Source organism: Haloarchaeobius salinus, from assembly GCF_024464185.1.
Classification (GTDB): Archaea; Halobacteriota; Halobacteria; order Halobacteriales; family Natrialbaceae; genus Haloarchaeobius; species Haloarchaeobius salinus.
In genome coordinates, this window is record NZ_JANHAU010000002.1 from 609,774 (window position 1) to 627,968 (window position 18,195).

Below are 18,195 nucleotides of genomic sequence, written 5' to 3' on the forward strand. Positions count from 1 at the left end.
GTCGAGCTGGTCGTAGCCGTGCCCCACCGGCAGGGCCATGCGAGAGGTTCCCAATCGGACCGGTATCAAGAAATACGAGGCCCTGCAACGGTGGGTAGATGCTGGAGCTGGAGCACCGCTTCCGCGTGGTCGATGTCCACGTCCAGCTGCCGACAGACGAGTACGGTTCGACCGGGACACACACCACGACGCCGGAGACCGTCGAGCGCGAGATGCGCCAGGCGGGTGTCGTGCGCGCGGTGACGTTCCCGGAGCCACGGCCGGACGAGGGGTCGTACCTGACCGCGAACAACGCGGTGGCACGGCACAGCGTCGACCGGCCGTTCCTGGCGTTCGCGCGGCTGGCGGGGCCGCGGGACCCGGGGGCGGGCGCGTCGAGCCGGCTGCGGAACCTGGCGGCGTCACGCAAGGAGTACCACGCCGGGCCCGAGGACGTGGAGCAGTACGCCTACGACGACCGGTTCCACGGGTTCGTCGTCGACCCGTTGCACGACGGGCTCCCGGACGGGGCGGTCGTCGACGTGCTCGGCGAGGTCGGCCTGCCGGTGCTGGTTCGCGCCGGCAGCGAGTTCCCGCCGGCCGCGGTCGAACGGACCCTGCTCGGGCGCGGCTTCCCGGTCGTCCTCGCGCACTTCGGTGGCTACCCGCTGGACCGGGAGGCGATAGAGCGCACCATCGAGCTGCTCGACGGCCACGACGACGTGTACGTCGACACGAGCTTCGTGCGGTTCCGCGAGCCGATGGAGCGGGCGTTGCTGGAGCATCCCGACCGGGTCCTGTTCGGCTCGGGTGCGCCGGCGGTCCACCCGAACGTGGGCGTGATGGAGCTGCTGACACTCGACGTCTCGGAGGACAAGATGCGCCGGGCCTTCTCGAAGAACGCGGTCCGGGTGGTCGACGGGCTCGCGCCGGAGGCGATGGACTGAGGCGGGAGTCGTCGTCAGTCGGCCGTCTCGGCGATGTCGTACCGACAGACGGCGCGGTCCGCGCGCGTGGAGACGCCGTTCGGATTTCTGCGGGGCGACCGGTCGGCCTTCCGTGCTGCGAGGCCGTCCTTCGCGCCGACGACGAGGCCCTTCGTGACGGCACGACCGCTCCCGAGCCACTCGGAGGGCGGTCGGTTCCCGGTCAGCACGTCGCGGAGGGAGGCGACTCCGTCGCCGAGTGCGTCGGCGAGGGTCCGACGCGCCACCGTCGGGCGGACGCCGTAGTTCTTCACCATGCGGTAGGCGAGCGCCCGGTACTTCCACTCCCAGTCCTCGGGTTCGCGACCGCCGTCTGTCTCGTACTCGCCGCGGACGCACATGTCGCCGCACCAGTCCACGTCGTAGCGCATGACGGCGATCCGGTGGGCGGCGTCGCGGGCACCGCCGGTCTGCAGGTACTCGTCGAAGCCGTCGAGTGCGGTGAGTGCACCCCGCCGGAGCGCGACGTTGTCGCCGTTGAAGTACGCGACTGGCCGGCCGGCGATGGTGCGGCGCTCCTCGGTCTCGGTGGTCATGCCGGCGGGGACGGTCCGATGGGTCGGGCCGGTGACGACGTCGGCCCCCTCGTCGAACGCCGCGACGAGCGCGTCGTGCCAGGACTCCTCGACGGCGAGGTCGTAGCTGACGAACGCGACGACGTCACCGGTCGCGACCTCGAAGCCGGCGTTCCGGGCGACGTTGACGTTGCGCTCGCTGATCTCGACCAGCGTGTCGACGTCGTCCCGAGCCCTGACCATCCCGGTCGTCCCGTCGGAGGAGGGGCCGTTGACGACGACGACCTCGGCCGACGGGGCGACGCTCGAGAGCGCGTCGAGCGAGCTGTGGAGTCGGTCCCGACCGTTCAGGGTCGGAACGACCACCGAGAGGTCCATGTTCGACCCATACCGTTGCGACAGTTAAAAACAGGTATGACGGTCCGCCAATCTGTCTTTCATTCTACCGTCGCGGTCCAGTACGAAACGGATGCGAGGCGTTCGAGCCCCGGTGCCCCGAGGATACTCGTGTCGACGGAACGGAACGTCCGCGCGACGCTACCGGGGATCTGCCGGTAGAAGCCGTACGGGAGCACGAAGTCGTGGTCGTCCTGTGCGAGCCGGAGTCCCGCGCTGTCCAGCAGGGACTCGACCTCGCCACGGGAGTAGAGCCGCGACCCCATCGGTAGCGCCCAGTTGTAGATACTCCGCGTCGAGAAGCGGTTGAACGTGTCGAAGAACACCTGGTCCTTCGAGACGCGCTGCATCTCGGCGAGGAACGATGCGGGGGTGTCGGCGAGGTGGAAGAAGCGCATCGCCATCACGGTGTCGAAGTGGTCGTCCGGGAAGGGGAGGCGCGCGGCGTCGCCACGCATGAACTCCAGGTGGTCGGCGACCCCGGCGGCCTGGGCCTTCTTCCGGCCCTGTTGTAGCATCTCGGCGGAGATGTCGAGGCCGACGATGTCGGCCCCGCGTTCGGCCAGCATCACCGTGAACCGGCCGGTCCCGCAGGCGATCTCGAGCACGTCCTTCCCGTCGACCGGGCCGATGGCTTCGAGGACGGCGCGCTTCTCGCGACGGTCGATGAGTCGACCGCCGCCGGAGAAGCGCTTCTCCTCGTACTCCTCGGCGACCTCGGCGGTCTGGTACCACTCCTGGCCCTTCACACTGTCCGTTGCTACTTCCTCGGTGGGATAAAACGGTATTGGAGTCGTCCGGCGACACAACTGTTTTGCGTATTGTGAACGTACCACATGCCATGCCTACCTGCGCGCACTGCGGGCGGACCGCCGCCGTCGAGGACCTCGTCAGACACGAGCACGAGACGCGAGTCGTCGTCCACTGCCCGGACTGCAACTGCGTCCTCGGCCGGTACCGCGACCCGAGCCTGCGCTCGCGGTGAGCGCCGGGACGGCCGACGACCCGGCCGGCGCAGCTCGCCTGTCCAGCTCAGTTCGCGACGACCCGCTCCGGCCGGATGCGGATGACGACCCGTTCGCCCATCTCCTCGCCGTGATTCGGGTACTCGTCGAGGTCCATGTACCGGCCCGCGAGCTCGTCGGCGTGTGCGTCCGCCCCCTCGGCCGACACCGACTCGACCTCGCCCTGCACCGAGAGGTACCGGTACGGGTCCCCGGGGTCGCTCATCTCGATGCCGACCTGTGCGTCCCGGCTCACGTTGCGCTCCTTCCGCCGGCCGCGGGCCGTGTTCACCAGCACGTGGTTCGCCTCCGGGTCGTAGTCGACCCAGACCGGCGTCACCTGTGGGGTACCGTCCGGCATCAGCGTCGCGAAGTGCGCGAACGTCTTCTTCTCGAACAGGTCGCGGTGGGAGGACGGGATCTCGGCCATACCAGCCGTTCGCACCGCCGCCGCAAAAGCTACCGTGTCCCCGACTACCGTGGCATATTATCACTTAATATTATCTCAACAATACCCACCTACCTATAGCCAACCCTTAACACCTGGTTCCCGCTTTCGGTGTGTATGAGCATGAGCACCGCCGACGACCGTGCAGACGATGCCGAAGAACTCCTCTCCGATGCGGAGTACCGGGAGCGCCTCCGCGAGCTCCCCCCGAGCGCGAAGCTCGTCTCCAAGGTACTGGAGACGGAGGCTCCGCTCTCGCAGGGGCAGCTCGCCGAGGAGTCCCTGCTCCCCGACCGTACGGTCCGGTACGCGCTCAACCGCCTCGAGGAGGCCGGGCTCGTCAGCTCCCGCTACAGCTTCCAGGACGCCCGGAAGCAGGTCTACTTCCTGAACTGCTGAGGCCGACCGCTTTTCTCGTTCGCGCCCGACCAGCCACCACGTGAACGACATCACCACCGTCCCGGTCGGGGTTTCGACACGCGCCCCGTCGGGACGGACGAACACGTACCTCGTCGGTGACGACCCCGCGGTCCTCGTCGACCCCGCCGGCCGGAGCGACGAGCTCGACGCCGCCGTCGCGGAACGCTCGGTCGGCCACGTCGTCGTCACGCACACCCACCGCGACCACGTCGGCGCAGTGGCCGAGTACGCCGCCGAGTCGGACGCGACGGTATGGGCACGATACGGCCGCACCGACCGGTTCGCCGACGCGACCGGGGCCACGCCCGACGGGACGCTCCGGGATGGGGACGTGCTGCCGGAGACCGACGTGACCGCCGTCGAGACGCCCGGACACGCGCCGGACCATCTCGCCTTCGAGACCGACGCCGGCATCGTCTGTGGCGACCTCGCCGTCGCCGCGGGCAGCGTCGTCGTCGGGCGACCCGATGGCGACCTCCGGGCGTACCTCGCGAGCCTCCGTCGTGTGTACGCCCGCGACCCGGACCGACTCTTTCCGGGCCACGGCCCCACTGTCGACGACCCGCGTGCGACCTGCGCGCGGCTCATCCACCACCGCCTCGACCGGGAGGAACGCGTGCTCGCCGCCGTCGAGAACGGCGCGACCCGCCTCGGCGAGGTACTCGACGCCGCCTACGACAAGGACCTCGCCGGCGTCCGCGACCTCGCGCTCCGGACCGTGGAGTCCCACCTCCGGAAGCTCGCGGTCGAGGGGCGAATCCGCTGGGACGGCCGTGAGGTCGCCCCTGCCGACGACTGACGCCAGCCTTTTGCCCACCAGTCACGGAGCTACCACTGGATGGAGTCACTCGAAGCCGAACTCGACCGCGCCCGCGAACTGGCCGTCGCCGACCTCGCCGACGCCATCGAGACCATCGGCTTCGAGTGCACGCGCTGTGGGGCCTGCTGCACCGCCGAGGACGACGATCCGCACACTGCGACCGTCTTCCCGGACGAGGTCCGCGACCTGCAGGCCGCCACCGACTACGACTTCCGCGACGTGGCCCGCCCGATGCCGTACGGGCTCGACGAGACCGACGACGGGGGCGTCGGGGGCGAGACGTTCGAGTGGGCGCTCCAGACCGACTCCTGTGGCGACTGCACCTTCTACGCCGAGGACGACGACGGCGTCGGCGCGTGTACCGTCCACGACGACCGCCCGCTCGTCTGCCGGACGTACCCGTTCAGCGTCGCGCTCGCCGGCACCAGCCAGCCGATGGGCGAGGCCGTCGACGAGGAGGGGCTGGTCCGCGCCCACGAGTGCGAGGGGCTCGGACGGGACATCTCGCGCGAGGACGCCGAAGAACTGGCGGCGACGCTCAAGGAACGAGCGGTTCGAGAGCTGGAAGAAGCTATCGGGGTCAGGGACGCATACGAGCCCGCCCGTCCCGAGCCGGGTGCCGTCGTCGTCCACGACAGCGAGGGCGCGAAACGGCCGGACGGGTCGGCCTACGAGCGCTAGAAGGTGTCCTCGATGATCTCGCCGACCGCGAAGTTCGACTTGACCTCGGTGACCTCGATCTTCACGCGCTCACCGACCTCTGCACCCGGGACGATGATGACGTAGCCGCGCTCGACGCGGGCGATGCCGTCGCCCTGCTTGCCGATGTCCTCGATCTCGACGTAGCGCGTCTCGCCGATCTCGACCGGCGGCTGGGGCTCCGAGGGAGCCGTATCGTGGCTCTCGGTCCCCTGTGTGGTCTCCTCACGTTCCCGCTCGATGAGTGCGACTCGGTACGTCTCGCCGGGTTCCACCGACCCGGTGTCCACCTCCTGGCGCGGTACTTCGACGACGTAGGAACCGTCCTCGACCTCGACCTCCGCACTGAACAGACACAGTAGCTTATCAGATATCTCCACAGTGAACCTCCACCAGAGTACTGGTACGGGTGGGTATTAGAATTACCGTTGCCGTCCGGAATCAAACGGCAAGCACCGGACTCGACGGGCGTCGGCGTCGGTGACCCGGTCTCAGTCAGCGCCGGAGCCCGACGAACTGCCCGCGTACTTCCGCAGGTCGACGTCGGCGGACACCTCCTCGGGAGCGGTGTACGGCCGGTTGACGACGATGTCGCCCGCCGTCCCCTTCCCGATGCCGGGGATGGCGGTGAGCTCCTTCAGCGACGCCTCGTTGAAGTCGAGCGGGTACGGCACGCCCGTCACCGAGCGGTAGCCGTGGTCCACGACGGCCACGTCGATGGTCAGTCCGAGTTCGCGCTCGCCCGGCAGCCCGACGAGCAGGGGGTAGGTACCGAGCTGCCGCCCGAACGTCGTGCCGTCCTCGTGGTACTCCAGGTGGACGTCCGGGAGCACGGTGCCCGGCGGCGCGAGGCGCTGCAGCATCGGGTTGTCTATCTCCTCGCGCACCTGCGTCTTGTACCGCTTGAACAGCGACTTGTGGTCGTGGGCGATGTGTGCGCCCTCGCTGTTCATCTCCGTCCCCGCGAACGTCATCACCTGCCGGATGTTCACCCGGCGGAGCATCAGCCCCGCGTCGTAGACGCGCTGGAGGAACTGCCGGTTCAGCTCGTAGGTCTCCTCGCGCTCGTCCTTCAGCCCGTGCAGGAGGTTGATTCCGGGGAGGAGCTTGGGGAGGCGTCGCGGTGCGTCGGGGCCGGTCGACGGCCCTGTACCGGGCTCGTCGCCGGGTCGCCAGCCACCCTCCTCGTTGACTATCTTGACGGCCTCGAAGCACTCCTCCGCGGTGACGTTCAGGTTGTTCGCCTCCTGCACGACGGGGTCCGCGGACTCCAGCCCGAACGCCGCCGTGTCGCCCGGCGTGTTGTGCTTCGCGATGACGCGGATGCCCTCCCGCGAGAGTTCGGGCCACTCGACGACCGTGATGGGGTTCATGTTGTCGAGGTGGAGCGTCCCGAGGTCGGGTGCGACCTCGTGGATACCGCCGTACAGCTCCCGGAGCGCGTCGGGATTGGGCTTCTCGCCGTCGCCGCCGTAGGCGAGGATGTCGGCCTGCCGACCGAGCCGGAAGTGCCGCGCGCCGCGGTCGTACAGCTCCCCGACCTCGCTCACGACCGAGTCGGGCGACCGGAACGACGGGTCGCCATAGAGGGGCTCGGTGCAGAACGAGCACCGGTACGGACAGCCCCGCGAGGTCTCCATCTCGCAGATGAGGTACTCGGGGTGGTTCGGGTGCTGTTCGACGACGAACGCGCCCTTCGCCGCCCAGCGGTCGATCTCGCGGTTGTCGCGCATCCGGTTGTTGAACCCCTCCAGCCCGGACTCGACGAGGTCGTACGCGGCGGCCTCCACGTCGCCCTTCGCCACGAAGTCGTAGTCGAGGTCGTCGCGCTCGGTCTCGGTCGCCCCGGCGTTCTCGTCGCCGACGCCGAACTTGACGGGGCCGCCCATCAGCGTCGTCCCGTCGGCGGTCCAGGCGATCTCGCGCACCTCGTCGGGTTCGGCGGGCTTCCCGCCGACGTACTTCCCGGGGACGGTCATCCCGCCCAGGTAGCAGACGAGGTCGGCGTCGGCCACGTCCGCCCACAGCATCCGGTCGTCGCGCAGCTCGTCGATGGTGTGGTAGGTGATGCGCTCCGCGGGGACCCCGGCGTCGACCAGCGCCCCGGCGGTGTACCGGGGGTACGTCGAGATGTACGGCGGCACCCCGAAGTGCGCCGGCTCGTCGACGTAGCCGTCGACGATGGTCACGTCGAGCTCGGCGGGGTCTGTCATAGGGCGTGGTTGCGTCTCGACGGGGAAGAAGTTGACTACACGCGGTCGGCGACGCTCGATGGTGGCAGGGGTTCCGCCCTCCGAAAACTGTTTTCCCGTGACGCCCCAAGCATCGGGTATGCCCGCGACGATGGAAGTACGGTGTACGGAGACGGACTGCGAGCTCGACATGTTCGAGCTGCACTACACCTACGACATGCCGGACGACGTGACCGTCGAGGACTTCGCCTGCCCGTACTGCGGGACCACGGCCGGGCTGGAGGAGATCGAGCTATGACGATCCGCGAGTTCGGCCGGTCGGTCAGCAACGGCGTCCTGCGACAGATTGGCCGCGCGTCCTCGCAGGTGCAGGAGAACCGGCCGCTGCCGACGGACCTGCTGGAGAGCGACGACGCCTACCTCGCCGTCTTCGACGCGCCGGGGGCGACCCACGCCGACGTGCAGGTCCGCTACGACGACGGCGCGGTGAAGGTCCGCATCGACCGCTTCCGGGAGTTCCACGAGGGCTTCGACATGCGAATCCCCGGCCGCGGCATGGCGCTCGACGGCCGGGTCCGGCTCCCGGCCGACGCGCTGGTCGACCCCGAGTCCGCCACCGCGACCCTCCGAAAGAACGGCACGCTGGAGGTCGAGGTCCCGAAGGCGGTCACCGAGGAGGACGAGGGAGACGGCGGCGGTGGCGACACCGACACCGTGACCATCGCCGAGGTGGGCGACGGTGACGACGAGACCGACGACGCGAGTGCGGACGCCGACGCGAGCGCCGACGCTGCCGCCGACGAGTCGTGACCGCCGCCGGCGACGGCGTTCCCGGTGGTCGGTCGTTTCTGCAGACGAGACGGACCGCGATGCGACGAGCGGCCGGCACAGCGCTCGTCGGTGGCGTCGTCTCGCTCGCCGGCTGCTTCGGTGGTCCGGGCGGCGGCTCGTGGGATACCGACCGTGAGGGGAGCCTCGGCCCGTGGCTCTACGACCCCGCGAGCTACCGGTCGGACGTGACGGACTACGTCGTCGGCTACTGGGAGCCCGCGACGTTCGCGGCCAGCCGCGACTCGCTCGGCGAGAGCGCGAACCGGGTCCAGCGCTACCACGCCGCCGCGCCCGAGGACGTCGAGTTCACGGTCGAGCTCGGCGGCGCGAGCGCCTCCGGCGGGCTCCCGTACGTGCTCGTCTCGCAGGGCTCGTTCGACGCCGCGACGGTCCGGGAGAGCCTCACGAGCGGGTTCGAGCGCCTCGGCAGCGTCGACGACCGTCCGCTCTACGGCGACGGCACCGACGCCTTCGCGGTCGTCGCGGACGGCGAGCTCGTGTTCGTCCGCGGCCTCCCGCGCGCCGACGCCGAGTCGTACGTGACGGGGTCGCGCTCGTTCGCCAGCGACGACGACCGCCTCGCCGACTTCTTCGACACCGTCGGCGTCGGTGCGAACGCGGGGTTCCGGCTCAGCTCCGACGAATCGGGGACGCCGACCTTGCACGGTCACGCCTACCGCATCGACGGCGGGACGACGAACGCCCGGGCGCTCCGTGTCCCCGGCGTCGGCGAGGCTCGCGGCGAGGAGCTCGAATCATACATCGAACAGGTCCGGTCCTCGGTCGACCGCCTCCGCTCGGCGTCCGTCGAGTACGACGACGGGCGCGTGCTGCTCGACCTCGAGTTCGCAACCGGGCAGGCCCCCTTCGGCGTCGACCCACTGTCGAACTTCGGACTGCGGTGAGCCCTGGACGCAGGTCGAGCCGACTCACTCCTCGACGACCATCCCCTCGACGACCTCGAACGCCTCGTCGCCGTCGAACCGGGTCGGGTCGAACCGCGCGATGCCCTCGCCACCGAGTATCTCCGCAGCGACCGCCTCGCCCAGCGCCGGCGCGCGCATGAAGCCGTGGCCCTGGAAGCCGGTCGCGACGGAGAGCCCGTCCGCGAGCTCGCCGAGCAGCGGGTCGCGGTCGGGCGTCGCGGTGCAGAGGCCGGCCCAGGCGCGCTCGACGGACGGCTCCGTGCCGGTACGCTCGGCGACCGCCGCGACCGCGCCGTCGACGAACCAGTCGTCGGCCGCGCGCCGCCAATCGTCGGGGTCGGCCTCGCGCTCCTCGGTGCCGTCGCCGACGAGGAGTCCGTCGGGGTGTGGTCGGAGGTAGACGCCGGCGGTCGCGTCGTAGCAGGTCGGCACGTCGCGGTCGAAGTCGGCGGTCAGCGCCTGCACGCGGTAGGGCTTCATCGGGATGGAGATGCCGGCGTCGGCGAGCAGTCGCTTCGTGTGCGCGCCGGCGGCGACGAGGACAGCGTCGAACGTCGTCCGCTCGCCGTCGCGGTGGACCACGGACGGCCCGTCGTGACCGTCGCTCCGCACCCGAACCGGCGTCGCCGCCCGGACCGTCGCACCCTCCGCTTCGGCCAGTGTCGCGAGCAGCGGCGGGTACGTCGCCGGGTCGACCACGCCGGCGTCGCGAGCGACGGCCGCGACAGCCACGTCGTCGTGCCGGAGTGTCGGGAACTCCTCGGCGAGGTCGGCGGCGTCGAGCAGCTCCACGTCGCGGTCGTTGGCGCGCATCCGGGGCACCTGCTCGCGGATGGCGTCGGCGCGGCGGTCGTCGCCTGCGCGGGCGAGCCAGACGTACGGCGTCTCGTCGAAGGTGAAGTCGCCGCGCCCGTCGAACGCGCGGAACCGCTCCATCGCGCGACCCGCGACCCGGGCGTCGACGTCCTCCGCGAAGGCGTCGTAGCAGATGCCCGCCGCGCGGCCGCTGCTGCCGCCCGCGATCTCCCCGGCCTCGAACAGCGTCACGTCGACGCCGTGGCGCGCGAGGTCGTAGGCGGCCGTCGCGCCGAGGGCACCGCCACCGACGACTGCGACGGTGTCGGGCGCGTCGTCTGTCGGGAGCTCCGCGTCCGCTGGAACCCGCGCGCTCATCGGTGGGCCTCCGGCAGCAGCGCCTCGAAGGGCTGCTCGGCGAGCCAGTCGACGAGCGCGTCGAGCTCGTCCGTGGCCTGCTCGAACAACCGTTCACCCGCCTCCGCCGAGCCACGGGTCGGCCGTCCGACCGCGCCGGAGTCGGAGAAGTCGGCGGTGTCGAAGCCGACGGTCGCGCCGTGGACGGACTTCCCCCACGAGTCGGCCGCGCCCGCCTCGGCCTCCTCCAGCCGTTCCTCGTGAACGAGGTCGGGCGCGACGTGGGCGACCATGCTCGTCTCGAGCTCGTCCGCGTGGCCGATGCCCGCCTCGCCGAACAGCGCCTCGTCGAGTCCGTCGAGGTTCGACCACCAGGCCCACGGTGCGGCGAAGGCGACCTCCTCCCGACGCAGGCGGCGGGCCGCGCGGGTGATGGCGTCGGTGTTCCCGCCGTGGCCGTTGACGACGACGGCCTTGCGGACGCCGTGGCTGGCGACGCTCGCGAGCGTGTCCGCCACGTAGTCCTCGAACGTCCCGGGGTGCGTCCAGAGCGTGCCGTCGAACTGGCGGTGGTGCTCGCTGACGCCGACCGGCAGCGTGGGGAGGACGAGCGTGTCGTCGCGGTCGGCGACGGCGGCGGCGGTCGCCTCGGCGGCCAGGAAGTCCGTGCCGAGCGGCAGGGCCGGGCCGTGCTGTTCGACGCTTCCCACGGGGAGGACAGCGACCTCGGCCGCGTCGGCAAGGCTCGCCGTCGTCTGGTGTGCGAGTCGCATACGCCCCCGTTCCACCGCAGTTCATAAACCGTTTCGCTCGTCGGCCCACCCGGTCGGGCTCAGGCGTCGCCCGGCTGGGTCGCCTCGTTCGGCGTCCCCGTCACTTCCTCGGTCACGAGGTCAGCCTCCTCGACGACGAACGTGTCCGCCAACCTGTCCCCGATGCGCTGGCCGTCTCCGAGGACGAACATCGCACCGAGTTCGACGAGGAGCCAGCCGACCATCATCGCGAACGCGAGGGGGAACCCGATGACGGGGACGAAGACACTGACGACTGCCATGAGCGGGAGGGGCGCGATCAGCACCGCGTTCCGGACGAGTGCCTGCTTTCTCGTGACGGGCGAGCCGTCGGCGGCGACGACTTTCACGTCGAGGAGGTTCATCCCGAGTGTCTGACCGGAACGCGTCTGCAGGAGTGTGAAGTACGCCAGCAGCGCCACGCCGATGAGCGCCCACTGTACGAGCGCGAGGAGGATGGCGAGGACACCGAGGCCGGTGCCCACGGAGCCGTCCGACGCGGCACCACCGATGGCCAGGACCGCCCGGACCATCCAGAAGAGGAACCAGATCACCGCCGAGAGGAGCGACAGTATCACCCAGTCGACGCCGAACGCCATGACTCGGTTCGGGATCGCGTCGTCCGCCTTCGCTGCTATTTCCATGCTCCCGAGATTAAATTACACCTATTTATACGTTCGTATGACCGTCGGGGACGCGCGGTCGCTGACTGGACGGATGAACGGCGGACCGCTCAGCCGAGGAACTCGTCCAGCCCACGGGCCGGGTAGCCGACGACGTGGTCCGCGCCGAGGTCGTGGAGTTCGGCGACCCGGTCGCGCACCGTCCCGGCGTCGCCGACGAGCGCGAAGTCGCGGCTCGCCTTCAGCAGCACCTCGCGGGCCCGGCCGGTCGCCGAGGCGTCCGTCGCGGCACCGTCGGGGAGGGCGCGGGCGACGCTCCCCCGCCGGCCGACGAAGTCGCCGACGGCGTCGAGGATCGCGTCGTCGTCGGACGCGAGTACGGTGGGCGCGTAGACGGCGATCTCGCCCTCGTAGCCCGCCGCACGCAACGACTGCAGGTCGCGGTCGGTCGACCGCGAGAGCAGGTCGAACTGCGTGCCGCCCGCGGCGAGGGCGACGCGCTCGACCCCCTCCGTGCCGACCCAGGCGTCGCTCGCGACCTGCCGGGCGGCCCCGAGCCGGGGTGCGATGGCGCGGCCGGCCTCGCGCTCGGTCAGGTACGCGCCGTGGCCGGCGACCAGCACGCGCCCGACGCCGTCGGGCAGCTCGTGCGCCAGCGAGTCGTCGCCGAGGGGGTCGAACCCGTCTGCGCGCACGGGCGTCGTCACCCGGACCGCGGTCTCGTCGGCGAGTTCGCGCAGGACGTACGCGTCCGGCAGGTGTTCGCGACCCTCGTAGTCGACCACGAGCAGGTCGGCGTCGAGGTGGACCGCGTCGGCGACGTCGACCTCGGCGGGCTTGAGAGCGATGCCGTCGAGCCCCGTACGGGCGACGGTCGCGCCGCTGGTCAACATCGGCGACCACCTCGGACGACGGCGATACGGCTCAGGAGAAGTAGGCTATCGGTCGAATGGAACGCGACCCATCGTCTTGTGGACCATGTACTCGTCTCCATGTCTCGACGCGGGATAAACGTGTCGGAGACTGCGAAGACCTGCCGGGTGCCGGATCGCCGGCGGCGCCGGGTCAGGCGGGAGACCACTCACAGCAGTTCCCGGTCGTCAGTCCCTCGTCGTCGATGTAGGTGGCGAGACAGGCGTAGTTGCAGAACGCCAGCTCGGCCCCCTCGTCCTCCCGGACGTACACCGGGTCGTGGTGCTCGACGGGGCTATCGCAGTACACACACGGTGTCGACATGTGTCGCGGTACGGTCGCAGGCGACAAGAGTCCCCCGGGGTCACACCCGCCGGTCGATGCGTTCGGGCGCGCGCCAGTCCGTCGTCAGCTCGAGCAGCTGGACGAGGATACGGGCGGTCGCGCCCCAGACGGTGAAGCCGTCGACGGTGAAGTAGTGGATGACGATGTCGCCGTAGTACGGGTGGTCGCGGCGCTCGTACCGGTAGTTCTCGTGGTCGATCAGCGCGTCGACGGCGAGCATGGCGACCTCCGCGACCTCGCGCTCGTCGGGGTGGTACTCGCGGTCGGGGACGCGTCCGACGAAGGGCGTGACGGCGTACTCCGTGATGGTACGGATGTCGTCGAGCCGGCCGACGAGCTCGACTTCCCCGGGGAGCAGCCCGATCTCCTCGTACGCCTCGCGGAGCGCGGTCTCCTCGATGTCGGCGTCGCCGGGCTCGTAGCCGCCGCCGGGGAAGCTCATCTGCCCGGCGTGCTTGCCGAGGTCCTCCGAGCGCTTCGTGAAGATGAGGAACAGTCGGCCGTCGCGCTCGACGACCGGGATGAGCACGCCGGCGTCCCGCGGCTCGTCGTCGACGGAACGGGGCGTGAACTCGGCGACACGACGCAGGTCCATCGCCACCGGCTACGGTCCCCGGCCCTAAAGCGTTCACTCTCTCGTTCTCAGAGGCGGGCGTCGAGCCGGCTCCGCACGTCGGTGCAGTCGACGGGGGCCCACGCCTCGAGGTCGTAGGTCACGTCGAGCAGTTCGTGGGCGCGCTCCTCGTTCCCGCCGGCGAGTGCCGCCGTGGCCTCGTCGGCCAGCCGGTCGTGGACCTGGGCACCGAGGTCGGCGCGGTCGACGCTCCGGGGTTCGACGTCCATGATGTGCGGGAGGTCCTCACCGTGGGGTGGCTCCTCGGGGAACGACCGCGGGCCGGCGACGTACAGCGTGCGCTCGCCATCGTCGTAGGCGACGAGGTGGTAGGCGTCGACGGCGTCGGTCACCCACCCGTCGACCGTCTCGGCGTCGACGTCCGCACCGGCGCGAAAGGCGACCTCCTCGACGGCCTGCTCGAGTTCCGCGCGGGTCAGGCCGCCGAAGGTGTCCACGACGCCGGCGAGTTCGTCCTCACTCAGGCGCATGTGGGGTGCCACGGGCGAGGGGGTAAAGACTCATTCGACCAGTTCGTCGCTGGCGGCGCGGGCGGCCGCGGCGACGTCCCCCGGCGAGAACGCCACGTCGTCCCAGGCGGGGAGCCGGGTGTCGGTCCGGGGCGGGCGGACCGAGCCGGCGTAGGCGTCGACCTGCTCGCGCTCGCCCGCCACGTCGTAGTCGAGGCCGTTGAACCGTGCGTCGGCGGCGTACTGCCGGACGAGGGTGTCGGCGGCCGTGCGGTAGCGGTCGGGCAGCGTCCCGAAGTCGGGGTCGAGTCCGTGGTCGCCGAGCGCGTTGAACAGCGCCTGTCCGACCTGGTCGGCCATGTCCGAGAGCCCCGTCGGCCCCGACACCGAGCGGTGGTCGTGCTCGTGCCGGCCGAGGTCGACCTGTGCGGTGCCAGCGAAACCGGCGTACTCGTACGCGTCAGAGAGCATCCCGACCTCCAGCCCGAAGGCGCGCTGGGCGCGGACGGTCCGGGCGAGGTCGGCGGTCATGGCGAACTCGCCGGCGAGCGCGTAGCGGAAGGCGTCGAGGTAGTCGAGGAACGGGTGGTCGTGTTCGTCGTCGAGCGCGCGCACCAGCGGCGTGAAGAACAGTCGGAACAGCCGGCCGTAGAGCTGGTTGTTCTCGACGCGGGCGTAGTAGCCCTTCGAGAACTCGAACTCCCCGGCGACGGGGGCGAGCAGTCGGGGGACGTGGCGCTCGGAGTAGGTCTTCGCGTCCGCGTCGTGGACGACGACGTAGTCGGCCGCCTCCGCCGCCACCCCCAGCGCGAGCCACACGTCCCGGCCCTTCCCGAAGCCGTTGTCGAGGCCGTGTTCGGCCAGCAGCTCGGTGACGCGGTCGGCCGAGCACCACAGCAGCTCCACGTCGAGGTCGAACGAGTCGAGCCACGCGTGGAAGTCCGGCACGCGCTCGGCCGGGGCGCGCAGCGGCACGACGACCGCGGCGGGGTCGACCGCGGCGAGCGTCGTCAGCACCCGCTCCGCGGCGAGGCCGGCGTACTCCCGTTCGGTCATCGGGACGACGACGGCCGCGCGGTCGGTCGGCGCGTCCGGCGTCGGGTCGGTGAGGTCGTGCAGCGTGGCGACCCGCTCCTGGACGTACTCCATCACTCGACGGTCGGGACCACAGTCCTAAAACGGCCCCGACTGGGGAACGGGTTTCCGGGGTCGCGCCTCGTCAGGTCTCCGCACCCGACGGGAGCCGGTCGAGCAGGTACAGGCCGACGAGTCCGGCCAGCACCAGCACGAGCACCGCCGCGAACCCCTGGAACGCGGCGTCGTACTCCACGCCGGCGTCGACGAGCAGCCCGACCGCGACGCTGCCGGTCGCCTGCACGAGCATCATCGAGCCGGAGTAGAGCGCGTACGCCGACGCCCGGTTCTCGTCGGGCAGCGAATCGAGCATGAACGTGTCCATCGCGGGGAACGTGCTGTGGACGATGTAGCCGAGCACGAGCGTCACCCCGACGAGCGGGAGGAACCCGCCGACGAGCGTGAGTCCGAGCAGCGAGGCGACGAAGCCCCCGAGCAGCGCGAGCAGCAGCGGCACGTGGGGGATCCGGTCCGCGAGGTCGCCGGTGAACAGGAACGCCGGCACGCCCGCGAGGAAGACGAGCGTCAGCAGCGTGCGGCCCTGACCCGCAGTCAGGCCCTTCGAGACGGTCATGTAGCGCACGTAGAAGTTGAACACGCCGTTCCAGACGAACCCGGTCGCGCCGAGGATGGCCAGCCCGGTGAGGATGATCTTCCACTGCCGCCGGAGCGCCGAGAGCAGGTCGCGGTCCTCCGTGCCCGCCACCGGCATCGTCGTCCGGCGCGCGACGACGTAGAAGACGGCCGTCGTGACCGCGGTCACCGCCGCGATGGCGACGAAGACGACCCGCCACGCCTCCGTGCTGCCGAGCATCGGCACCCACCAGGTATCCCGGACGAGCACCAGCCCGACGAACGACGGCGCGGCGACCGCCGCGAGCTGGCTCGACATCCCGTGGACGCCGATGGCGCGGCCGACCCGCCGGGGGAACAGCTCGCTGACGAGCGGGTTCGCCGCGATGAAGTACGCGCCGCTGGCGAGGCCCATGCAGAGCGCGCCGACGTACACCATCGTCAGCGAGGTCGCCGCGGCGGTGAACGCCGCCGAGACGGTCAGGACGAGTCCGGTCCACCCGACGACGCGGTGGCGAGGGACGCGGGTCAGCACGTAGCCCGTCGGGATGCGCGGGAGCGCGCTGCCGACCCACGCCAGCGTCGCGATGAGTCCGACCGCGCCCTCGGTTCCGATACCGAACTGGAGCCGGAACGGGTCCAGCAACGGCGCGAAGACGACCCGCGCGAAGTTCACGAGGAACACCATCGTACAGAGCGAGCCGAACACGCCGAGACGGCCGTCTCGGCGGTGCTCGGACTCGTTCCGTGGCTGTTCCGTCACGAACCGTGTTACTCCCGGGGTGCGTTCAAACCTTTCGAACCGAAACAGAATTGCCAGTCGCTCGGTCGGCGTCGGGACAGACGCGTGTCGCCGGTGGTAGCCATCGACACTCGCCGAACCTGTCACTCCGGAGGCACCCCGCCTCTTGCCGGCGGTATCCCGGATCGACACCCGGGTCTTTTTCCCGCCGCCCCTCGTAGCGACGCCACATGAAATCGGTCAGGAAGGCGCTCAGGGACGGCACGCTGGAGAAGGACACGTACGAGCGACTGAACTGCGCCGAGTGCGGGAAGACGCTCAAGACGAAGAACGACCCCGACGAGATCGGTACCGTCCGGGTCTGTCCCGACTGCGGTGGTGAGTGGAAGGAGATCTAGTCACTCGAAGGTCGCGTCGAAGGCGTCCGCACCCAGCGGCTCGAACCGTCCCGCGTCGACGTTCTCGGCGACGTGCTCGGTCCGACTCGCGCCGACCAGCGAGCAGGTCACCCCCGGTGCCGACCGAGCGAAGTTTATCGCGCGCTGTACCGCCGTCTCGCCAGCGACGCGTGCGTCGACGTCCTCGGGCAGCCCGTCGGCGAGGTCGCCCTGCAGGATGGAGGCACTCGTGAACACGTCGAGGTCGGCCTCGTGGGCGAGCCGGAGCGTGCTCACCGGCCCGTCCGCCGACGGCTGTGCCTCCACCGTGAACGCATCGGCCATGTGGACGTTGAACGGGAGCTGGATCGCCCGGAAGTGCGTCGCCGCGTTGCCCGCCGACTCCGCCGCCGCCCGCGCACGGCCGACGACCTCCGCCAGCGAGAGGTACGACTCGTGGTCCTGTGGCACCCGGAAGCACTCCCACGTCGCCACGCCGTAGTGGTCGATGTCGTCCGTCGCCGCCCGCTCCTCCAGCCGCTCGAACGCCACCTCCAGTCGGTCGTACACCGTCTCGCGGTCGTGCTCGGCCAGCTGGGTCTCCGGGTTGTGGACGTAGTAGAGGTCGATGGTGTCGAGGTCCAGGTTCGCCAGCGACCGGTCCAGCTGGTCGTCGAGGTAGTCGGGTGCCATGCAGTGGCTCCCCCGAACGAGCTCGTCCGGGTCGACGATGCCCGTGTCGACGTACTCGGACTGGATGTACGCGCCGGGGCTGTCGGGTCGCGAGCCGTCGAACGGCACGAACCCGCCCTTCGTCGAGACCAGGACGGCGTCGCGATCCACGTCGGCGTCGGCGAGGGCTCGTCCCACGACACGCTCCGAGCGCTGACACCGGTAGTTGATGGCGGTGTCGACGACGTTCGCGCCCGTCGCCAGCGCCTCCCGGATGGCGTCGTAGTACCGCTCGTCCACCTCGTCCGTCGGGTCGCCGAGGTACGTCCCGACGCCGATGCTCGAGACCAGACCGTCGCCGAACCGCCGGTAGAACGTCCGCGCGAACGCGTCGTGGAACTCGTCCCGGTACGCCCACGAGGCATTGCTGGTGACCATGGGTGGGTGTAGTGGGGTGGTCGTGAAAAGGAGCGCGCTCGGTTTCGAACGTCGTTTCCGGAGTCCGATCAGGTACCGTAGCCAGGATGGTCCCGGAAGCCCCGAGCGTCTCGACGGCTGCACCTCGCCCCCCGCGC

Annotated in this window: 24 protein-coding genes; 9 read left to right on the plus strand and 15 right to left on the minus strand. The window is 70.4% G+C overall.

Annotated features, from left to right (window positions below):
- The first annotated feature begins 98 nt into the window (after window positions 1-98).
- The gene (locus NO345_RS09690; protein ID WP_256298703.1) at window positions 99-926 is read left to right on the plus strand and encodes an amidohydrolase family protein; all 828 of its coding nucleotides are present in this window, start codon (window positions 99-101) and stop codon (window positions 924-926) included.
- A gap of 14 nt (window positions 927-940) precedes the next feature.
- Here the strand turns inward: NO345_RS09690 and NO345_RS09695 are convergent, their stop codons facing one another.
- Together NO345_RS09695 and NO345_RS09700 are read right to left on the minus strand one after the other, a co-directional pair.
- Window positions 941-1,858, minus strand: coding sequence for a glycosyltransferase family 2 protein (locus NO345_RS09695; RefSeq protein ID WP_256298705.1), 918 nt, complete (start codon window positions 1,856-1,858; stop codon window positions 941-943).
- Between the two features lie 59 nt (window positions 1,859-1,917).
- Window positions 1,918-2,625 carry a class I SAM-dependent methyltransferase gene (locus NO345_RS09700; protein ID WP_256298707.1) on the minus strand — a complete coding sequence of 236 codons (708 nt, stop codon included), beginning with the start codon at window positions 2,623-2,625 and terminating at the stop codon, window positions 1,918-1,920.
- A 92-nt stretch (window positions 2,626-2,717) separates the two neighbouring features.
- On the opposite strand from NO345_RS09700, the gene NO345_RS09705 reads away from it, so the two are divergent.
- A complete protein-coding gene (locus NO345_RS09705; protein ID WP_256298709.1) occupies window positions 2,718-2,861 on the plus strand; it encodes a hypothetical protein in 144 nt (47 codons plus the stop codon).
- Between the two features lie 47 nt (window positions 2,862-2,908).
- Here NO345_RS09705 and NO345_RS09710 read toward each other — a convergent pair whose 3' ends face one another.
- The gene (locus NO345_RS09710) at window positions 2,909-3,310 is read right to left on the minus strand and encodes a PPOX class F420-dependent oxidoreductase (RefSeq protein ID WP_256298711.1); all 402 of its coding nucleotides are present in this window, start codon (window positions 3,308-3,310) and stop codon (window positions 2,909-2,911) included.
- Between the two features lie 135 nt (window positions 3,311-3,445).
- Between NO345_RS09710 and NO345_RS09715 the strand changes: the two genes are divergently transcribed.
- Genes NO345_RS09715 through NO345_RS09725 form a run of 3 tightly spaced genes read left to right on the plus strand, consistent with a single transcriptional unit; the run spans window position 3,446 to window position 5,249 of the window.
- On the plus strand, window positions 3,446-3,727 hold the full coding sequence (locus tag NO345_RS09715) for a MarR family transcriptional regulator (RefSeq protein WP_368407861.1): 282 nt from the start codon (window positions 3,446-3,448) through the stop codon (window positions 3,725-3,727).
- A 40-nt stretch (window positions 3,728-3,767) separates the two neighbouring features.
- The gene (locus NO345_RS09720) at window positions 3,768-4,547 is read left to right on the plus strand and encodes an MBL fold metallo-hydrolase (RefSeq protein WP_368407862.1); all 780 of its coding nucleotides are present in this window, start codon (window positions 3,768-3,770) and stop codon (window positions 4,545-4,547) included.
- 39 nt (window positions 4,548-4,586) lie between these two features.
- Window positions 4,587-5,249 carry a YkgJ family cysteine cluster protein gene (locus NO345_RS09725; protein ID WP_256298713.1) on the plus strand — a complete coding sequence of 221 codons (663 nt, stop codon included), beginning with the start codon at window positions 4,587-4,589 and terminating at the stop codon, window positions 5,247-5,249.
- Here NO345_RS09725 and NO345_RS09730 read toward each other — a convergent pair.
- Together NO345_RS09730 and NO345_RS09735 are read right to left on the minus strand one after the other, a co-directional pair.
- The gene (locus NO345_RS09730) at window positions 5,246-5,647 is read right to left on the minus strand and encodes a TRAM domain-containing protein (protein WP_256298715.1); all 402 of its coding nucleotides are present in this window, start codon (window positions 5,645-5,647) and stop codon (window positions 5,246-5,248) included. The two genes, NO345_RS09725 and NO345_RS09730, sit on opposite strands and share 4 nt — an antisense overlap.
- Window positions 5,648-5,758: 111 nt before the next feature.
- Window positions 5,759-7,480: a radical SAM protein gene (locus NO345_RS09735; protein ID WP_256298717.1), complete on the minus strand. Its 1,722-nt coding sequence runs from the start codon at window positions 7,478-7,480 to the stop codon at window positions 5,759-5,761.
- Between the two features lie 118 nt (window positions 7,481-7,598).
- Between NO345_RS09735 and NO345_RS09740 the strand changes: the two genes are divergently transcribed.
- From NO345_RS09740 to NO345_RS09750, 3 genes are read left to right on the plus strand one after another with little or no spacing between them, the layout of a single operon-like run.
- On the plus strand, window positions 7,599-7,757 hold the full coding sequence (locus tag NO345_RS09740; protein WP_256298719.1) for a DUF7559 family protein: 159 nt from the start codon (window positions 7,599-7,601) through the stop codon (window positions 7,755-7,757).
- On the plus strand, window positions 7,754-8,269 hold the full coding sequence (locus NO345_RS09745) for an Hsp20/alpha crystallin family protein (RefSeq protein WP_256298721.1): 516 nt from the start codon (window positions 7,754-7,756) through the stop codon (window positions 8,267-8,269). The genes NO345_RS09740 and NO345_RS09745 overlap by 4 nt, the downstream gene beginning before the upstream one ends.
- 59 nt (window positions 8,270-8,328) lie before the next feature.
- A complete protein-coding gene (locus NO345_RS09750; RefSeq protein WP_256298723.1) occupies window positions 8,329-9,195 on the plus strand; it encodes a hypothetical protein in 867 nt (288 codons plus the stop codon).
- Between the two features lie 24 nt (window positions 9,196-9,219).
- Here the strand turns inward: NO345_RS09750 and NO345_RS09755 are convergent, their stop codons facing one another.
- From NO345_RS09755 to NO345_RS09795, 9 genes are all read right to left on the minus strand, one after another.
- Window positions 9,220-10,389 carry an NAD(P)/FAD-dependent oxidoreductase gene (locus NO345_RS09755; RefSeq protein ID WP_256298725.1) on the minus strand — a complete coding sequence of 390 codons (1,170 nt, stop codon included), beginning with the start codon at window positions 10,387-10,389 and terminating at the stop codon, window positions 9,220-9,222.
- Window positions 10,386-11,141, minus strand: coding sequence for a creatininase family protein (locus tag NO345_RS09760; RefSeq protein WP_256298727.1), 756 nt, complete (start codon window positions 11,139-11,141; stop codon window positions 10,386-10,388). Before NO345_RS09760 ends, NO345_RS09755 begins: the two co-directional genes overlap by 4 nt.
- A 59-nt stretch (window positions 11,142-11,200) precedes the next feature.
- Window positions 11,201-11,803, minus strand: a complete 603-nt coding sequence (locus NO345_RS09765) for an RDD family protein (protein WP_256298728.1) — start codon at window positions 11,801-11,803, stop codon at window positions 11,201-11,203.
- An 89-nt stretch (window positions 11,804-11,892) separates the two neighbouring features.
- Complete coding sequence (locus NO345_RS09770) at window positions 11,893-12,675, minus strand: DUF7388 family protein (protein WP_256298729.1); 783 nt, start codon at window positions 12,673-12,675, stop codon at window positions 11,893-11,895.
- Window positions 12,676-12,847: 172 nt separating this feature from the next.
- A complete protein-coding gene (locus tag NO345_RS09775) occupies window positions 12,848-13,018 on the minus strand; it encodes a hypothetical protein (RefSeq protein WP_256298730.1) in 171 nt (56 codons plus the stop codon).
- A 40-nt stretch (window positions 13,019-13,058) separates the two neighbouring features.
- Window positions 13,059-13,634, minus strand: coding sequence for an NUDIX hydrolase (locus tag NO345_RS09780; RefSeq protein ID WP_256298732.1), 576 nt, complete (start codon window positions 13,632-13,634; stop codon window positions 13,059-13,061).
- A gap of 47 nt (window positions 13,635-13,681) precedes the next feature.
- Window positions 13,682-14,143, minus strand: coding sequence for a DUF7109 family protein (locus NO345_RS09785; protein WP_256298734.1), 462 nt, complete (start codon window positions 14,141-14,143; stop codon window positions 13,682-13,684).
- Window positions 14,144-14,173: 30 nt separating this feature from the next.
- Window positions 14,174-15,271 carry a glycosyltransferase family protein gene (locus tag NO345_RS09790; protein ID WP_256298736.1) on the minus strand — a complete coding sequence of 366 codons (1,098 nt, stop codon included), beginning with the start codon at window positions 15,269-15,271 and terminating at the stop codon, window positions 14,174-14,176.
- 70 nt (window positions 15,272-15,341) lie between these two features.
- Window positions 15,342-16,517 carry an MFS transporter gene (locus NO345_RS09795; protein WP_256299571.1) on the minus strand — a complete coding sequence of 392 codons (1,176 nt, stop codon included), beginning with the start codon at window positions 16,515-16,517 and terminating at the stop codon, window positions 15,342-15,344.
- A 284-nt stretch (window positions 16,518-16,801) separates the two neighbouring features.
- On the opposite strand from NO345_RS09795, the gene NO345_RS09800 reads away from it, so the two are divergent.
- Window positions 16,802-16,969: an HVO_0758 family zinc finger protein gene (locus NO345_RS09800; RefSeq protein ID WP_256298737.1), complete on the plus strand. Its 168-nt coding sequence runs from the start codon at window positions 16,802-16,804 to the stop codon at window positions 16,967-16,969.
- Here NO345_RS09800 and NO345_RS09805 read toward each other — a convergent pair whose 3' ends face one another.
- On the minus strand, window positions 16,970-18,058 hold the full coding sequence (locus NO345_RS09805) for an aldo/keto reductase (protein WP_256298767.1): 1,089 nt from the start codon (window positions 18,056-18,058) through the stop codon (window positions 16,970-16,972).
- Window positions 18,059-18,195 lie beyond the last annotated feature (137 nt).

Excerpts from the sequence above, each read along its gene's own strand:
- NO345_RS09795 (WP_256299571.1), bottom strand. The coding sequence starts at position 16,517 with ATGGTGTTCCTCGTGAACTTCGCGCGGGTCGTCTTCGCGCCGTTGCTG.
- NO345_RS09780 (WP_256298732.1), bottom strand. The coding sequence starts at position 13,634 with ATGGACCTGCGTCGTGTCGCCGAGTTCACGCCCCGTTCCGTCGACGAC.
- NO345_RS09770 (WP_256298729.1), bottom strand. The coding sequence starts at position 12,675 with ATGTTGACCAGCGGCGCGACCGTCGCCCGTACGGGGCTCGACGGCATC.
- NO345_RS09745 (WP_256298721.1), top strand. The coding sequence starts at position 7,754 with ATGACGATCCGCGAGTTCGGCCGGTCGGTCAGCAACGGCGTCCTGCGA.
- NO345_RS09775 (WP_256298730.1), bottom strand. The coding sequence starts at position 13,018 with ATGTCGACACCGTGTGTGTACTGCGATAGCCCCGTCGAGCACCACGAC.
- NO345_RS09735 (WP_256298717.1), bottom strand. The coding sequence starts at position 7,480 with ATGACAGACCCCGCCGAGCTCGACGTGACCATCGTCGACGGCTACGTC.
- NO345_RS09690 (WP_256298703.1), top strand. The coding sequence starts at position 99 with ATGCTGGAGCTGGAGCACCGCTTCCGCGTGGTCGATGTCCACGTCCAG.
- NO345_RS09705 (WP_256298709.1), top strand. The coding sequence starts at position 2,718 with ATGCCTACCTGCGCGCACTGCGGGCGGACCGCCGCCGTCGAGGACCTC.
- NO345_RS09760 (WP_256298727.1), bottom strand. The coding sequence starts at position 11,141 with ATGCGACTCGCACACCAGACGACGGCGAGCCTTGCCGACGCGGCCGAG.
- NO345_RS09740 (WP_256298719.1), top strand. The coding sequence starts at position 7,599 with ATGCCCGCGACGATGGAAGTACGGTGTACGGAGACGGACTGCGAGCTC.
- NO345_RS09805 (WP_256298767.1), bottom strand. The coding sequence starts at position 18,058 with ATGGTCACCAGCAATGCCTCGTGGGCGTACCGGGACGAGTTCCACGAC.
- NO345_RS09785 (WP_256298734.1), bottom strand. The coding sequence starts at position 14,143 with ATGCGCCTGAGTGAGGACGAACTCGCCGGCGTCGTGGACACCTTCGGC.
- NO345_RS09790 (WP_256298736.1), bottom strand. The coding sequence starts at position 15,271 with ATGGAGTACGTCCAGGAGCGGGTCGCCACGCTGCACGACCTCACCGAC.
- NO345_RS09725 (WP_256298713.1), top strand. The coding sequence starts at position 4,587 with ATGGAGTCACTCGAAGCCGAACTCGACCGCGCCCGCGAACTGGCCGTC.
- NO345_RS09750 (WP_256298723.1), top strand. The coding sequence starts at position 8,329 with ATGCGACGAGCGGCCGGCACAGCGCTCGTCGGTGGCGTCGTCTCGCTC.
- NO345_RS09765 (WP_256298728.1), bottom strand. The coding sequence starts at position 11,803 with ATGGAAATAGCAGCGAAGGCGGACGACGCGATCCCGAACCGAGTCATG.
- NO345_RS09710 (WP_256298711.1), bottom strand. The coding sequence starts at position 3,310 with ATGGCCGAGATCCCGTCCTCCCACCGCGACCTGTTCGAGAAGAAGACG.
- NO345_RS09715 (WP_368407861.1), top strand. The coding sequence starts at position 3,446 with ATGAGCATGAGCACCGCCGACGACCGTGCAGACGATGCCGAAGAACTC.
- NO345_RS09755 (WP_256298725.1), bottom strand. The coding sequence starts at position 10,389 with ATGAGCGCGCGGGTTCCAGCGGACGCGGAGCTCCCGACAGACGACGCG.
- NO345_RS09800 (WP_256298737.1), top strand. The coding sequence starts at position 16,802 with ATGAAATCGGTCAGGAAGGCGCTCAGGGACGGCACGCTGGAGAAGGAC.
- NO345_RS09695 (WP_256298705.1), bottom strand. The coding sequence starts at position 1,858 with ATGGACCTCTCGGTGGTCGTTCCGACCCTGAACGGTCGGGACCGACTC.